Genomic DNA, 15,216 nt, shown 5'->3' with positions numbered 1-15,216 from the left:
CTCGCTGCCGATTCCGCCCCGGCATCAGTACGGTGATGTGATCGAACCATCAGTTCGAAATGGATGAGAGGGTAAGCACATGGATTGGGCATCAATCGGTGTAGGCGTCGGCTACGCGTCGGTCGCATTGTCGATACTGGTATTCGTGGGCGGATGTATTGCGCTGTTTATCTTGTCGATTCGGCAGTAGTCCCCGCGGACCGCAATCTGGCCGCTCCCTGCACGAAATGATCACGGTGGGGAGTCGCCGGCTTGTTACTGGATCGATTCCGCTCAAGGTGGACATCTTGCGAACTCGCAGAGAACCTGAGCGCTCGTGGGACTACCGTAGGACCCGTCGTCTACAACTCGAGGAGCATGGAATGAGCATCCAGTCGGTTGAATCGCACCGCCACAGAGTTGTGGTGATTGGTTCCGGCTTCGGTGGACTGTTCGGCACTCAGGCTCTCAAGAAAGCCGATGCCGACATCACGATGATCGCGCGTACCACCCATCATCTTTTCCAGCCGCTCCTCTATCAGGTAGCTACCGGAATTCTCTCGGTGGGCGATATCGCTCCCGCTACCAGGCTCGTCCTGCGCAAGCAGAAGAATGCCCAGGTTCTGCTCGGTGAAGTCGAGACAATCGACCTCGAAAACCGAACTGTCACATCACGGCTCTTGGAGCGCGTCACCGTCACTCCCTTCGACAGTTTGATCGTTGCCGCGGGTGCTGGTCAGTCGTACTTCGGCAACGACCATTTTGCGGAGTTCGCCCCCGGAATGAAGACGATCGACGACGCTCTCGAGCTTCGCGGTCGTATTCTCGGTGCTTTCGAGCAGGCTGAACTGTCCGACGATCCGGCCGAGCGAGCCAGGTTACTGACATTCGTTGTTGTCGGCGCGGGCCCGACGGGTGTGGAGTTGGCCGGTCAGATCGCGGAGTTGTCGCGGCGCACTCTCGACGGTGCGTTCCGCAAGATCGATCCCCGTGAGGCTCGCGTTGTCTTGCTTGATGGTGCGTCGGCGGTTCTTCCGGTCTACGGCGGCAAGTTGAGCCGTAAAGCAGCGGAAACGCTCGAGGGCCTCGGTGTGGAGATCCAGTTGGATGCCATGGTCACCGATGTCGACAACGACGGGCTGATTATCAAGGAGAAGGACGGCACGCTGCGCCGCATCGAGTCGCAGTGCAAGGTGTGGTCGGCTGGTGTTCAGGCCAGCCCACTCGGAAAGCAGTTAGCGGAGCAGAGTGGCGGCGAGACGGACCGCGCCGGCCGTGTGATGGTCAATCCGGACCTGTCGTTGCCCGGTCATCCCAACGTGTTTGTTGTCGGCGACATGATGTCGTTGGACAAGTTGCCGGGTTTGGCGCAGGTCGCGATGCAGGGCGGCAAATATGCGGCCAAGCAGATCAAAGCCGAAATTGACGGCCAGGCCCCGACGGCGCGCGTGCCGTTCAAGTACTTCGACAAGGGAAGTATGGCCACCATTTCGCGTTTCAGTGCGGTGGCCAAGGTCGGCAAGCTCGAGATCAGTGGTTTCATCGGCTGGGTTGCATGGCTTGCCATTCACCTGCTGTACCTGGTCGGGTTCCGCTCGCGCGCATCCACGATTCTGTCGTGGGTCGTGACGTTCTTCGGCCGCGGCCGCGCTCAGATGGCGTCCACCGAGCAGCAGGTATTTGCTCGAAATGCCATGGGCGAGTTGGAGAAACATCAACAGAAACAGTCAGAAGTCAAGGCGGGCAAATCTGCTGACAAGCAGGACAAGGCAGCCGGCTGAGATCCTCAGCTAGAGGAGAACGGCGGCGGAATTTCGATTCCGCCGCCGTTCTCCTATTTCAGCCGTTCTGACGTCAGTTTCCGATGGCTGCGGTATCGGTGATGTTCGCGAGGCGAACTTGGCCCTTGGAGACCAACCGGCCGCTCTCGTCGGATATACGAACTTCCCAGAGCTGCGATGTGCGCCCTCGGTGAATCGGGTTGGCCTCAGCGGTCAGCGTGCCTTCGCGGGTTGCCCGCAGGAAATCGGTGTTGTTGTTAACGCCGACAACATGCCCGCGCTCCCCCAGCCACACTGTGCCGCCGATGCTGGCCAGTGACTCCACAACGGAGCAATACACGCCGCCGTGCTGAATCCCGGCGGGCTGGTGCAACGTGGGCTTGACGGTCCACTGTGCGCGGACACGGTCCGGTGTCACTTCGGTGTATTCCAAGCCGATGGTGGCGTCGAAGCCTGTTCCCAACAAGTTCTTCAATTCGGCAATGTCAGCTGTGTCGGCCATGCCTTCTCCATCTGTGGTTCCGTGGCGCCGGAGTGGCTGCCGCTGACTACTTGCCTACACGAGTAGCTACTCGAGCCTGGACTCAGGTCTGGAAACAAGAACCGGCGGGCTCCGCATCGTGTGATGCGAAACCCGCCGTGGGAAGGACCGGGAGTCTCTGCAGCCCTCAGGACTCCGGCGCGGTCCGGCAGTTGATTGCACTGTGCGGGCTGGTAACTCCCGCTCCGTGCCACATAAGCATAGGCAAGGTTTACCTAATTACGCAAGGGGCTTCGTCGAGCGTGCGCCAACGAGGACGCAAGGGGCTTCGTCGAGCGTGCGCCAACGAGGACGCAAACCGCCCTTTCGACGCGTCCGCACGGGGACCCCGGCGTCGACAAATGCGTCGAGCAATCCCTGTCCACGTCGCCACGCCACAGTTTCGCCTTCACCCGCAAGGATTGGTACATACGCAGTCGCACCCAAGATCGATTCCCCGACCAGACCCCAGAATCGGACGGAGTCGATGGGCGCACGCCGCGACACCGCGTTGTGCACCGCGCGAAGCGATGTCAGGCATCGATGCGCTACCCAGATGGACAACGCCGCCTCACAGGGCATGTCAACAACCCCATCGCGGCCGTACTGGGAACTTCCGGGGGCAACGCGCAGTGTTTCGTCAGCGACACCGGCCCAGTCGATGCCACTGTCGCTGTCCATGTGGATCCAGAGATTCTCCAGGCCCGGATCCCAGGCGGATCCGTCTGCCACGATCGACGCCGCAACCCTGCCGACGACGGCATGGATCAACGACGTTGCCACTTGCACTGCGGCAGCTTCGCGATTACCGAGGTCCTGCAACGATCGCGCCAGCAAGTTGTCCACGCGGTCCGACTCCAAGCCGGTGCTCAGTTTCCACCACCGCCGTTTTCCTTCGCCTGCCATCGCGGCCACCGCGTAAACCCGCGGGTAGTCAGGGTTGAGGGCCCGCAACCGGGCGCATGTGCAAGCGAATGCGTCAGTTCGGAGGTCGAGATCTCGTGACTGCACATGCTGGGTGGTCATGGTCATGGTCACCATGCGCTCCAATTCGCCGAAGTTATGTTGCCCGTTTAACATAGGTTAGCCTCACCATAATTCAAGAAATTGATTGCTGTGACCCTGAGCACCCGGATCAGATCCGAACCTAACCCGAACCGACGCCAGCTTCATAGGGTTCCGTAACCTAAGATTCGAATCCCCTGCGAGCACAGACCAGGAGCTCGATCCACCAGTGACCATGACCGACACGCCCCGGAGCGAACGACCTCCCGGGCCCAGTGAGACCTACGGACGACGTATCGTCCCGCGCGGACCCGCCCCTGTTCGCCTGCGTGTACTCGCCGCCGCATTCGACGCCGGAATCTTCGCGTTACCCCTGATGATCGGCTGGTACGTCGTCTCGTCACTGCGCGACGCGAACGGCGGCGGTGAAGCCGACCGAGCAGTATTCGGTGGCACAGCCATCGCCATCGCGCTCGGGCTGGCGATCTGGAATCTCGGATTCCGCGAAGGCAACACCGGCCGGACGTCAGGCAAAGGCTGGGTCGGTCTGACCACCCGTGACGCGTCGACGAAGCAGCCGATCGGACCTCGACGCGCGCTCCTACGCCCGTTCAATCGAGCCGGAATCGAAGTTGTTCGCGAAAGCACTGCGCGCGACGAAGGATTCGAAGAACTCGAGCGGGACACCAGCGCCGGCGCCATGCGGCGACGCAGACTTACCGGGCTCGCAGTACTGGCGATCCTGTTACTCCTCGTGATGCTCGCCAGTATCGCGGTCGGGGCGCGACCGTTGACGTTCGCCGAGATCTTTCACGCGATCTTCAGTTCGGAAGGCTCACAGACCGACATCATCGTCCGCACATTGCGTGCCCCCCGAACAGCCCTGGGATTGGCTGTCGGCATTGCACTCGGCATTGCCGGTGCGCTCATTCAAGGTCATACGCGCAACCCCCTCGCCGATGCCGGCCTACTCGGATTGAACGCCGGCGCCGCGTTCTTCGTCGTCCTGGCTATCTACTTCTTCGGCTTCACGGCTCCGAGTCAGTACATGTGGTTCGCGTTTGCCGGTTCATTTGCCGCGAGCGTCGTCGTATTCGGGTTGTCCTCGATCGGTAGCGGCGGTTCCAGTCCGCTGAGCCTGGCACTCGCCGGCGCGGCGGTCGCGTTCTTCTTGCAGGCGATGACCGATGCCGTCATCATTCTCGATCAGACCAGCTTGGACGCCTACCGCTTCTGGGTGGTCGGTTCGGTATCCGGTCGAGGATTCGACGTGCTGTGGCAAGTCCTTCCCTTCCTGATACTCGGCTTGGTGATCGCACTCGCGAGCACGCCGGGCCTGAACGTTCTGAGCCTCGGCGACGACGTTGCTCGGGCACTCGGAACCAACATCGCATTCAGTCGGACACTCGGCATCGTCGCGATCACCCTGCTCACGGGTGCTGCCACCGCAGCGTGCGGTCCCATTGCCTTCATCGGCCTGGTCGTACCCCACGTCGCACGCGCCATCACCGGTCCCGATTACCGCTGGCTTGTGCCCTACGCGGGTTTGCTCGGCGCGATCATGTTGATCACCGCCGACGTCGTCGGACGGGTTGTCGTCCGTCCGGGTGAACTGCAGGTCGGAATCATTCTGGCCATCTTCGGTGCACCATTCTTCATTGCGCTCGTACGCCGCAGAAAGCTGGCCAGTCTGTGACGCTCACACACAGCGAACCTCGGGCACTGCCCCGGACCGTTCCCTCTCGCAAAGCTCTTCGTCTCGGTTCGTTTTCACTGGTGTATCGACCACTGCCGGTCGCGGTGTGCCTTGCGCTCACGGGCGCGCTGTTCCTCCTGCTCTGTATCAACCTCGGACGCGGTGACTACCCGATTTCGATCCCGGACGTCATATCAGTGCTCCTCGGAAACGGCTCGAAGACGCAAAACCTGATCGTTCTCGACATGCGTATGCCCCGTGCGCTCACTGCACTTTTCATCGGAATGGCACTCGCTATCGCCGGAGCCATCACCCAGACGATTGCCCGGAATTCCCTGGCAAGTCCCGATATTCTCGGTATCACCGCAGGTTCCAGTGCAGCTGCAGTCGCGCTGATCGTCCTGGGCGGCGGCGGATCGTTTGTGGGCCTGTTTTCGACGATCGGTATTCCGCTGGCAGCTCTTGCCGGCGGCCTCGTCACCGCGGTGGTTATCTACACACTGGCGTGGCGCAAAGGGGTCGAAGGATTCCGGCTGATCCTCATCGGCATCGGTATCAATGCCATGTTGGTCGCGGCCACCCGCTGGCTCCTGATCTCCGCGGATATCAACGACGCATCGCGCGCGCAGGTGTGGCTGAATGGGTCTCTCAACGGCGCGAGTTGGAACCAGATGTGGCCGGTCGCGATTGCTCTCGTAGTCGTCGGCGGGTACGCGGTCATCGCATCGTTCACCATGGGCGCCTTGCGATTGGGTGAGGACAATGCGACGTCGCTGGGCGTGCGACTTCAGTCGTCGCAGGCCACGCTTCTACTCTCGGCGGTGGCACTGGCCGCGATCGCGACGGCAGCTGCCGGCCCCGTGGGTTTCGTGGCGTTGGCCGCGCCGCAGGTCGCGATGCGTCTGGTGCGATCGGCCGGTCCTCCGATTGTCGCGTCCGCACTCGCCGGTGCCGTGTTGGTGGTCGGCAGTGACGTGATCGCTCGAACGATTCTTCCGGTGGAACTGCCCGTCGGCATCGTTACCTCAGCACTGGGTGGACCGTTCCTGATCTACCTCTTGGTCCGCAACAATCGAAAGGTCACGGGATGACCACCACGTCCACATCCGTCGACGCACCGTCGCGGCTCGTCGCACAAAATCTCACTCTCGGTTACGGCGACCGCATCATCGTCGACGGGCTCGATCTCGAGATCCCGACCGGTGTGATCACGACGGTCATCGGCCCCAACGGTTGCGGCAAGTCCACGCTCCTGCGAGCCCTGGGGCGTCTACTCAAGCCCAAGAGTGGGTCAGTTGTTTTGGACGGCAAGGCAATCAGTTCCATGAAGACCAAGGAGGTTGCGCGGATCCTCGGCATGCTTCCCCAGACACCCGTCGCCCCGGAGGGCCTGACTGTCGCGGACTTGGTTGCGCGTGGACGCCATCCGCACCAGTCGTGGATCCGCCAATGGTCTTCCGACGACGAGGGCGAGGTAGCTCAGGCTCTCGCGTTGACCGGAGTTTCCGATCTGGCGGATCGTCCGGTCGACCAACTCTCCGGTGGTCAGCGTCAGCGGGCCTGGATCTCGATGGCCTTGGCTCAAGGCACCGACATCCTCCTACTGGACGAACCGACGACGTACCTCGACCTTGCGCATTCCATGGAGGTTCTCGACCTCGTGGATCAGTTGCACGAGGAAATGGGCCGAACCGTCGTCATGATTTTGCACGACCTCAACCTCGCGGTGCGCTACAGCGACCACCTGATCGTGATGCGCGACGGCGCCGTTGTCGCCGCCGGGATTCCCAAGGACATCATTTCCGCCGAACTTCTCCTCGAGGTGTTCGGCCTCGAGGCAGTGGTGATCGACGATCCCGTATCGGATCGGCCACTGATCGTGCCGATCGGAACCCGGCACGTGTTCGGCGCGGTCGGCGGTCCGGTTGCAAGGCCCGCGAATTCCCCCACCCCAGTTTGAGCGAACGTACCTTTCGGCGCCTTGGATCGACCGAAAGGTACGTTCGCTCGGTCAGCGGCCCAGGATCGTCCGCACCAACTTCACTCCCTGACCGAGAGACACCGTCGGCAAGTACGCCCGCCCGACTGCGTTACCGATGCTCGGCAGCGCTGCTGGGTCGGCGAACACCATGTGCATCGGGACGTATCGCGGCTGGAACTTCGATTTGAAAGCCAGGAGCGAGCGGAACCCGTAGACCGGTTCGAGTGTGCGGCCTAGAAGGTCGAGGACGTTGTCCATAACTGCCGAGAGCGTCGTCGCTTCCGGCTCGTCGAGATTCGACTCTCGATCCGAGGCAACCTTTGCGAGTGGCGCACCGGAGAGACTCAGGAACTCGACCCCCTCTTCTTCGAGTGTGAGGGCGGCCGACGCGATCAGAAATTCCATGGCCGGGCGGAAGCCTTCGGCGCGTCGTCGCATGAAATCGAGGGTCCAGCCGACGATCTGACCGTCTCGGTAGACCGGCAGCCAGGACGTCACTCCGTGGACGGTTCGTTCCTCGTCGAGGGCGACCAGGCATCGCACTTCGTCGTCGTCGACCTCGTCGAGTCCGCCGAGTGTGAAACCCATTTCCGGCATTCCCTTGTCCGCGACCCATTCCTCGGAAATTGCAACGATCTGGTCTTTGATCGCGAGCGGTGCGTGCGGGAATCGAATCCATTCGGCGGTGATGCCGGTCTTCTTTGCCCGGTTCAAGGCGGTCCGCACGTCTTGGAAGCGTTTGCCGGTGAATGCGATCTCCCCGAGATCGAGGACAGTCTCCTCCGCTACCTCGAGGCCACTCCAGCCCATCGAATCGGTAATGGCCCGCACATCGTCCGTGACCGAGTACAGACAGGGGATCCAACCGTTGTCGGACACGAACTCGGCGAATTCCTCGATGGTTCGACGCATCCGATCCGGCGGCCCGACCGGATCACCGGTGGTGAGTGCGACGCCGACGACGACGCGGTACGCAACGTAGCTCGAGCCGTCGGAACTGAACCAGTACGAATTGCCTTTCCAGGTCGTCATCCAGGACAGCGGACTGCCGGTACCCGCCCGCAACATCGCTCGCGCACGGCCAGTTGCTCGTGGATCGATTTCATTGGCAGGTTTCAAGAGCGTCGCGAACACGAGAATCGATGCGGCGACCCAGAATACGACGCCCGTCCATTCGAAGAGCAAGGTCGCTTCGACGTCGACGGGCAGGAGGCGAGGATTGACCAGTTGCAGGTATACCGGCGGCACCAGTCGTTGGGGGAAATCTGCGAGAAGCATCAAGGCGGTGGGCTCACGGTCGAATCCGTGCCGCGCCACCATCCCACCCCCCACGTAGACGACGATCAAACCCGCCACGAGCACCAACAGCGAGACACCCAGTTTGCGGTAGGTCCTGACCGGGGCCGCCACGTCGAAATAGCGCCGCGTGAAAATCAGCATGATCAACACGAACAGTGGGGTCAGGAACGGCACGAGAGTCCGGTACACGTTGGGATCACCGATGCCGTAGAACAAACTGTCGCTGTCGGCGGCCTCGATGAAGCGGACAACGAAGTTGCCGATCGAGAGAATCAGCAGGACCACCTGAGCGCAGACGGCGGCGATCCACGCGAACCGTCGTCCGCGGCGCAATCCGTCGCTGAGCACGAGCACGAAGATCGACGGCATCAGTGAAAGCAGGGTCGGGCCGATGCCGGATAGACGGAGTTCCAACAGGCCCCGTCGGCAGTCAGGGGCAGTGGCCGACTCGGCGCACAGGTCCCGTACCTCGGACACCGTCCACGGGACCCCGCGAAAGAGATCACGGAGAACTGCGAGCGGACCGACAGCTTGTGGCGACAGAGCGGCAATCATCGGGCCGATCGCACTGGCCGCCACCACGATGGCAACGAGCACTCGGCCTTCACGCTGCGTTCCCACGATCCGATCACCGCGGGCAGACCTCCCCACGATCCACGCACCGATCACCAACCCCACAACCCCGGAGCACAGTCGGATCACATCTTGCAATTGACCACTGAACAAGGCGAGCGTGATGGTCAGCGCGAGAATGCCGACACGAATGCGTCGACGCCACAGAGTCCCCATGTTTGCACTCGCGACCATCAATGCGCCCACGATCCAGGCGCTGGCCCCCACGGCTATTCCGACGTGAAGGCGGAAACCCCAACTGGAGTCGAAGACTTTCGCGAGCGACGCCCATCCCAGTCCGAGGATTACTCCGAGGATCTGGGTGCTGACGGCTGCGATGGCCAGTTTCCGGGTACCCATACGGCGTTCGAGGGGGGCGGCGACGACAAACAACAGGATTGTCGCCCCGATGTATCGCAGCAGGTTGCCTTCCCACAACGCGGACGTGAGCGGTGTCCAGATCCGTCCGTGCTGCAGCGAACCCATCCCGGTGGCGATGTGATAGGCGAGAGCTCGCGACGGTCCGTGCACGAGGCTTCCGGTTATCGCGCCCAAGGCCCACATGACAACGGCCAGTGATGTGGTCATCGGAGCATCTCGGATACCGAAACGAACGATGTTGCCAACTTTGCCGACGTACCCAGCCAGGCGGTTCGCTGGACTCGCGGATACCGGGGAACTGTCGATCTTCATCTACGCGTGGCTACTTTCTGTTGATCGACTGTGCTGACCGACTACAGACGTGCTTACCATCTCCCCTCACGTTATCTGTAGTGCAGCTCACTATGGCCAATACCACACCACTGAGGGGGCGCTTACTACTACCAGTAGTACGTATTTCGTCGTGGGAGTCCGTAGAATCGAAGAATGGCAGGTCTAGGTGAACTCGAACGCGCGGTGATGGATCATTTGTGGTCCACCACGGAACCGCAAACTGTGCGGCAAGTACATGAAGCCCTCGCGACGCATCGCGAGTTGGCGTACACAACAGTGATGACGGTTTTGCAACGTCTAGCGAAGAAGCATCTGGTAATTCAGCAACGTGACGACCGCGCCCATCGGTACCTTCCGGTGAACAAGCGTGAAGAGTTGGTTGCCAGTTTGATGGTCGACGCACTCGCCCAGGCTCCGGAGTCCGGTGGCCGGGCGGCAGCATTGGTGCACTTCGTGGGCCAGGTCAACGCCGACGAAGCCGATGCCCTTCGGGAAGCACTCGCGGCCCTCGAGGTTCGTGAATCCACGAAAAATGCTGCGCAGCCCGGAACTTCTAGGCCTCACTGAATTTTTCATGCATGATGTCTAGGTCATGAACGCCACCACTGCACTGGTTTTCGGCCTCCTTGCATTGCTGCTCGCAGGACCGATCCCAGCACTCCTGAGCCGCTCGACGTGGCCGTACCGCGCACCCCGCGCGGCACTTGTCCTCTGGCAGGCTGTCGCCCTCGCTGCCGTACTGTCAGCATTCAGTTCAGGTTTGGCAATTGCCAGTCAGCTACTGGTACCCGGTGCCGACGGGCGTCCGACTACGGCGCCGACAGCTGAAATCGACGCTCTCGGTTTGCCGTTGTGGATTCTGTACGTCGTGATCTTTGCGCTGACCCTGCTCATCGGCGCGAAGCTGATCTTCTCGATCATCCAGGTAGGGGTGCGCACGCGTCGTCGACGCTCGCGTCATCGGATCCTGGTGGATCTACTCGACGACTGCGCAATGCCGGCTTCGGTGGAACGAACCCCGGACCTGCGGGTTCTCGATGTCGAAGAGCCGATCGCCTACTGCCTGCCCGGAATCCGCCAGCGTGTGGTGTTGAGTCAGGGAACATTGCAGAATCTCGACCACGCCGAGGTCAAGGCGATCCTGACGCACGAGCGTTCACATCTTCGTGCCCGTCATGATTTGGTCCTCGAAGCCTTTACTGCCGTAAACCATGCTTTCCCCCGTTTCGTCCGTAGCAAGTCCGCGCTGGGATCTGTTCAGCTTCTCGTGGAACTGCTCGCCGACGATTCGGCTGTGCGGGTCACCGGTCCAACGCCGCTCGCCCGGGCGCTCGTCGCGTGTGCCGGCTCGACTGCACCGCGGGGCGCAATGGCTGCAGGTGGCCCCTCCACATTGATTCGTGTGCAACGACTCTCGGCAGATGACGGCGATCCCCGCATTGCGGTCTGCGCGTATCTCGGGGCGGTTGCCATTCTGGTGGTGCCTACAGTTGCAGTTGCCGTGCCGTGGCTCACAGAGCTTCGCTTGCTTTTCAATGCCTACTGATCCTTGACCAGCGAAACTGGGTGTAGTAGTACAGGTCACAAGCCGGGCTACCTGACTTACAGAGGGCATGTGGCGTACAGTGGATCACGGCCACCATCGTGGTTCATCAACATTTAATGGCACACAGCCCAATTCCCCGCAGTATGCGTTCGGATTGCCAGGTGACATGTGCCCTGGCTCGTCCCTTTGCGAACTGTGTCGTGTGTTCAAGCATGGCTTCTTCCGCTCCGCGACGTGCCCGTAGTCCGGAGAGGTTTCCGCGTGACCAACGCTGTCCAAATGTCGTCTTCCGAGAACATTACCGATGACGCAGTCATTGCTAGTGCAGTAGAAGATGTAGTCGTTACACCCGCTCGTGAAGAAGAAGTTGCCACCGAGGCAGTTTCCACCGAGCCCACCGTTACATTTGCTGAAATCGGCTTGCCCGAGCAGCTCGTTGCCGCACTTGCGCGCAACTCCATCACCAGCCCGTCGCCCATCCAGGCGCTCGCCATTCCCGATGCGCTCAACGGAATCAATGTTCTGGGCCGCGCCCAGACCGGTTCGGGTAAGACGCTGGCCTTCGGCCTGCCGATGCTGACCCGCCTCTCGCGTCACGAGGATCGCCCGGCAGCCAAGCGCCCCCGCGCCCTGGTTCTGGTCCCCACCCGTGAACTCGCATTCCAGGTCGTCGAATCGTTGACCGCGTACGCCGGCGCTCTCGGACTCACCGTCCGCCCCGCCGTCGGTGGCACACCCTTCTCCAAGCAGGTCGATCAGCTGCGCCGCGGCGTCGACATCCTGGTGGCAACACCGGGTCGTCTCGGCGACCACCTGCGTCAGGGCACCTGCATCCTCGACTCGGTGGAAATCACCGCACTCGACGAAGCTGACCAGATGGCCGACATGGGCTTCCTGCCCGAGGTTCGTTCGATCCTCGGCGAGACCCCGGCCGACGGACAGCGTCTGCTGTTCTCCGCCACTCTCGACCGCGAGGTCCAGTCGCTGGTTCGCCAGTTCCTGTCCAACCACGTCACGCACTCCACCGAAGACGGCCGCGCCAGCGTCGACACCATGGAGCACTACGTTCTCCTCGTCGATCGCGGCCAGAAGGACTCCGTCCTCTCCGAGATCGGCGCCCGTGACGGACGCACCATCATGTTCGCTCGCACCAAGCTCGGTTGCGAAGGAATCACCGATCGCCTCCGCGCAGTCGGTATCGCCGCTGAGTCGCTTCACGGTGGCAAGGCACAGAACCAGCGCACGCGCGTCCTCGAGCGTTTCAAGACCGGCCGCACGCCGGTCCTCGTCGCCACCGACGTCGCAGCCCGCGGCATCCACGTCGACGGTATCGACCTCGTTGTGCACGTCGATCCCCCGGCAGATCACAAGGACTACCTTCACCGCGCAGGACGTACGGCTCGTGCCGGCGAGAAGGGCACCGTCGTTGCGATCGTTCTGCCGAACCAGAAGCGTGGCTTCAAGCGTCTGACTTCCATGGCCGGCGTCGACGCCGCAGCTGTTCCCGTCACCCCGGGCTCCGCTGAACTCGCTCGCATCACCGGCGCCAAGAAGCCGACCGGAGAACCGTTGCGCGAGAGCTCTTCTCGTGGCGAGCGCTCCTTCGGCGGCGGCGGATCCCGTGGCTACCAGGGCAATCGCGAAGGCGGCGGATACCAGGGCAACCGCTCTTCCGGTGGATACCAGGGCAACCGCGAAGGCGGCGGATACCAGGGCAACCGTTCATCCGGTGGATACCAGGGCAACCGCGAAGGTGGCGAAAGCCGCGGCGGCTACCAGGGCAGCCGTCCCTCCACCGGTGGTTACCAGGGCAACCGTGACGGCGGCGAAAGCCGCGGCGGCTACCAGGGCAGCCGTCCCTCCACCGGTGGTTACCAGGGCAACCGTGACGGCGGCGAAAGCCGCGGCGGCTACCAGGGCAACCGCGAAGGTGGCGGCTACCAGGGCAACCGCTCTTCGGGCGGGTACCAGGGCAACCGCGAAGGTGGCGAAAGCCGCGGCGGCTACCAGGGTGACCGTTCGTCCGGTGGATACCAGGGCAACCGCGACAGCCGCCCCTCCACGGGTGGATACCAGGGCAACCGCGAAGGTGGCGGCTACCAGGGCAACCGTTCATCCGGTGGATACCAGGGCAACCGCGAAGGTGGCGAAAGCCGCGGCGGATACCAGGGCAACCGCGACAGCCGTCCGTCGACAGGTGGCTACCAGGGCAACCGCTCCTCGGGCGGATACCAGGGCAGCAACTCGTCCGGCGGATACCAGGGCAACCGCGACAGCGGAGACCGCGCTGCATCGACCAGCGGTGGTGGCTTCCGCAGCCGCACCGATCGTCGTAGCTACGACGGCTTCGACGGCCCGAAGCGCGACCAGCGCTAAACAACCGTTGAGCTGCGGCTCGACAACTGAATACTGATTACACTCCGGCCACGCCGGAAGCTGTATCGAGACGGATGCAGGTCACTGCAATAAAGTGATCTGCATCCGTGCTTTGTATGCACGGTCTGTTGTTCACGCGCGTCGTGACCACAGAATTTTTCGCTGCGCGAGGCGCAGGATTTCACAGCCGCGGACCGAGAGGGAAAGCTGTAAGCATGTCAACCAATAGCACCGAATCACCCCGAGCTCAGATCGGCGTCACCGGCCTGGCCGTCATGGGTTCGAATATTGCCCGCAATTTCGCCCGCCACGGACACACCGTTGCGCTGCACAACCGAAGCATCGCGAAGACCGATGCACTGATCGCCGATCATGGTTCCGAGGGCGATTTCGTGCGTACCGAAACCATCGAAGAGTTTGTCGCCGCGCTGCAGAAGCCGCGTCGCGTGCTGATCATGGTCAAGGCCGGCGATCCGACGGACGCTGTCATCGAAGAGCTCGCGAACGCGATGGAGCCCGGCGACATCATCATCGACGGCGGCAACTCGCTGTACACCGACACGATCCGTCGCGAGGCTGCGATCCGTGCCCGCGGACTGCACTTCGTCGGCGCTGGAATCTCCGGTGGCGAAGAAGGCGCACTCAACGGTCCCTCGATCATGCCGGGCGGCCCGAAGGAGTCCTACGAGGCTCTCGGCCCCCTTCTCGAGTCCATCTCGGCTCACGTCGACGGCACCCCGTGCTGCACGCACATCGGCCCCGACGGCAGCGGCCACTTCGTCAAGATGGTGCACAACGGCATCGAGTACGCCGACATGCAGCTCATCGGTGAGGCGTACAACCTTTTCCGCGACGCTCTGGGTTACGACGCCGGCCAGGTGGCCGACGTCTTCACCGAGTGGAACAAGGGCACCCTCGAGTCGTACCTGATCGAGATCACGGCCGAGGTCCTGCGTCAGGTCGACGCCGAGACCGGCAAGCCGTTGGTCGACGTCATCGTCGATGCTGCCGAGCAGAAGGGCACGGGCCGTTGGACGGTCAAGTCCGCTCTGGACCTGGGTGTGCCGGTCACCGGTATCGCCGAGGCCGTGTTCGCTCGCGCACTCTCGGGTAGCCGCACGCAGCGCGCTGCAGCTCAGGCTCTGGATCTAGCGTCCGGTGCACTCGGCGACAAGCCATCTGACGCCGAGCAGTTCGCAGCAGATATCCAGGCGGCGCTGTACGCGTCGAAGATCGTGGCGTACGCGCAGGGATTCGACCAGATCGCTGCCGGCAGTGCCGAGTACAACTGGGACGTCAAGCCTGCTGACCTGGCAACCATCTGGCGCGGCGGCTGCATCATTCGTGCGCAGTTCCTCAACCGCATCAAGGATGCCTACGAGACGGATCCGGCACTGCCGAGCTTGATTCTGGCTCCGTACTTCCGTGAAGCCATCGAGGCCGGTATCGACAGCTGGCGCCGTGTTGTCGCCACCGCGACGATGCTCGGTATCCCGGTTCCCGCGTTCGCGTCGTCGCTCTCGTACTACGACGGTCTGCGTGCGAAGCGTCTGCCGGCTGCGTTGACTCAGGGTCAGCGTGACTTCTTCGGTGCTCACACCTACGAGCGCATCGACAAGCCGGGCAAGTTCCACACGTTGTGGAGCGGTGACCGTAGCGAAATCGAGGCCTGACTCACACTGGGTTCCGGTAGGCAGAGTTCGCTCT

11 protein-coding genes are annotated in these 15,216 nt (G+C 62.3%); 8 read left to right on the top strand and 3 right to left on the bottom strand.

What is annotated here, in order from left to right:
• Nucleotides 1-362 precede the first annotated feature (362 nt).
• A complete protein-coding gene (locus BDB13_RS18460) occupies nucleotides 363-1,760 on the top strand; it encodes an NAD(P)/FAD-dependent oxidoreductase (protein WP_094272917.1) in 1,398 nt (465 codons plus the stop codon).
• Between the two features lie 73 nt (nucleotides 1,761-1,833).
• Here the strand turns inward: BDB13_RS18460 and BDB13_RS18455 are convergent, their stop codons facing one another.
• Nucleotides 1,834-2,262, bottom strand: a complete 429-nt coding sequence (locus BDB13_RS18455; protein WP_094272916.1) for a PaaI family thioesterase — start codon at nucleotides 2,260-2,262, stop codon at nucleotides 1,834-1,836.
• Nucleotides 2,263-2,520: 258 nt separating this feature from the next.
• The gene (locus BDB13_RS18450) at nucleotides 2,521-3,306 is read right to left on the bottom strand and encodes a hypothetical protein (RefSeq protein ID WP_254923034.1); all 786 of its coding nucleotides are present in this window, start codon (nucleotides 3,304-3,306) and stop codon (nucleotides 2,521-2,523) included.
• A gap of 214 nt (nucleotides 3,307-3,520) precedes the next feature.
• Here BDB13_RS18450 and BDB13_RS18445 point away from each other — a divergent pair, with 214 nt between their 5' ends.
• From BDB13_RS18445 to BDB13_RS18435, 3 genes are read left to right on the top strand one after another with little or no spacing between them, the layout of a single operon-like run.
• The gene (locus BDB13_RS18445) at nucleotides 3,521-4,981 is read left to right on the top strand and encodes a FecCD family ABC transporter permease (protein ID WP_094272915.1); all 1,461 of its coding nucleotides are present in this window, start codon (nucleotides 3,521-3,523) and stop codon (nucleotides 4,979-4,981) included.
• Nucleotides 4,978-6,072, top strand: coding sequence for a FecCD family ABC transporter permease (locus tag BDB13_RS18440; protein WP_094272914.1), 1,095 nt, complete (start codon nucleotides 4,978-4,980; stop codon nucleotides 6,070-6,072). The genes BDB13_RS18445 and BDB13_RS18440 overlap by 4 nt, the downstream gene beginning before the upstream one ends.
• Complete coding sequence (locus tag BDB13_RS18435) at nucleotides 6,069-6,941, top strand: ABC transporter ATP-binding protein (RefSeq protein WP_094272913.1); 873 nt, start codon at nucleotides 6,069-6,071, stop codon at nucleotides 6,939-6,941. The genes BDB13_RS18440 and BDB13_RS18435 overlap by 4 nt, the downstream gene beginning before the upstream one ends.
• 51 nt (nucleotides 6,942-6,992) lie before the next feature.
• Here the strand turns inward: BDB13_RS18435 and BDB13_RS18430 are convergent, their stop codons facing one another.
• Nucleotides 6,993-9,566, bottom strand: a complete 2,574-nt coding sequence (locus BDB13_RS18430) for a rhomboid family intramembrane serine protease (RefSeq protein WP_094272912.1) — start codon at nucleotides 9,564-9,566, stop codon at nucleotides 6,993-6,995.
• 174 nt (nucleotides 9,567-9,740) lie between these two features.
• Here BDB13_RS18430 and BDB13_RS18425 point away from each other — a divergent pair, with 174 nt between their 5' ends.
• The 4 genes from BDB13_RS18425 to gndA all read left to right on the top strand — a co-directional run bounded on the left by BDB13_RS18425 (nucleotide 9,741) and on the right by gndA (nucleotide 15,182).
• Nucleotides 9,741-10,154 (top strand): BlaI/MecI/CopY family transcriptional regulator, encoded by a 414-nt coding sequence (locus BDB13_RS18425; protein WP_094272911.1) that lies wholly within the window; start codon nucleotides 9,741-9,743, stop codon nucleotides 10,152-10,154.
• Nucleotides 10,155-10,179: 25 nt separating this feature from the next.
• A complete protein-coding gene (locus tag BDB13_RS18420; RefSeq protein ID WP_094272910.1) occupies nucleotides 10,180-11,133 on the top strand; it encodes a M56 family metallopeptidase in 954 nt (317 codons plus the stop codon).
• 279 nt (nucleotides 11,134-11,412) lie between these two features.
• On the top strand, nucleotides 11,413-13,509 hold the full coding sequence (locus tag BDB13_RS18415) for a DEAD/DEAH box helicase (RefSeq protein ID WP_441347240.1): 2,097 nt from the start codon (nucleotides 11,413-11,415) through the stop codon (nucleotides 13,507-13,509).
• Between the two features lie 215 nt (nucleotides 13,510-13,724).
• Nucleotides 13,725-15,182 (top strand): NADP-dependent phosphogluconate dehydrogenase, encoded by a 1,458-nt coding sequence (gene gndA / locus BDB13_RS18410; protein WP_094272908.1) that lies wholly within the window; start codon nucleotides 13,725-13,727, stop codon nucleotides 15,180-15,182.
• Nucleotides 15,183-15,216: the final 34 nt, after the last annotated feature.

Origin of the sequence: Rhodococcus sp. OK302 (genome assembly GCF_002245895.1) — a bacterium.
GTDB lineage: Bacteria > Actinomycetota > Actinomycetes > Mycobacteriales > Mycobacteriaceae > Rhodococcus_F.
The sequence above is the reverse complement of the archived record's forward strand: the minus strand, read 5'-3'. Positions and strand labels throughout refer to the sequence as shown.

Coding starts and splice junctions, on each gene's coding strand:
- BDB13_RS18460 (WP_094272917.1), top strand. CDS start 363: ATGAGCATCCAGTCGGTTGAATCGCACCGCCACAGAGTTGTGGTGATT.
- BDB13_RS18455 (WP_094272916.1), bottom strand. CDS start 2,262: ATGGCCGACACAGCTGACATTGCCGAATTGAAGAACTTGTTGGGAACA.
- BDB13_RS18450 (WP_254923034.1), bottom strand. CDS start 3,306: ATGACCACCCAGCATGTGCAGTCACGAGATCTCGACCTCCGAACTGAC.
- BDB13_RS18445 (WP_094272915.1), top strand. CDS start 3,521: ATGACCGACACGCCCCGGAGCGAACGACCTCCCGGGCCCAGTGAGACC.
- BDB13_RS18435 (WP_094272913.1), top strand. CDS start 6,069: ATGACCACCACGTCCACATCCGTCGACGCACCGTCGCGGCTCGTCGCA.
- BDB13_RS18430 (WP_094272912.1), bottom strand. CDS start 9,566: ATGAAGATCGACAGTTCCCCGGTATCCGCGAGTCCAGCGAACCGCCTG.
- BDB13_RS18425 (WP_094272911.1), top strand. CDS start 9,741: ATGGCAGGTCTAGGTGAACTCGAACGCGCGGTGATGGATCATTTGTGG.
- BDB13_RS18420 (WP_094272910.1), top strand. CDS start 10,180: ATGAACGCCACCACTGCACTGGTTTTCGGCCTCCTTGCATTGCTGCTC.
- BDB13_RS18415 (WP_441347240.1), top strand. CDS start 11,413: ATGTCGTCTTCCGAGAACATTACCGATGACGCAGTCATTGCTAGTGCA.
- gndA (WP_094272908.1), top strand. CDS start 13,725: ATGTCAACCAATAGCACCGAATCACCCCGAGCTCAGATCGGCGTCACC.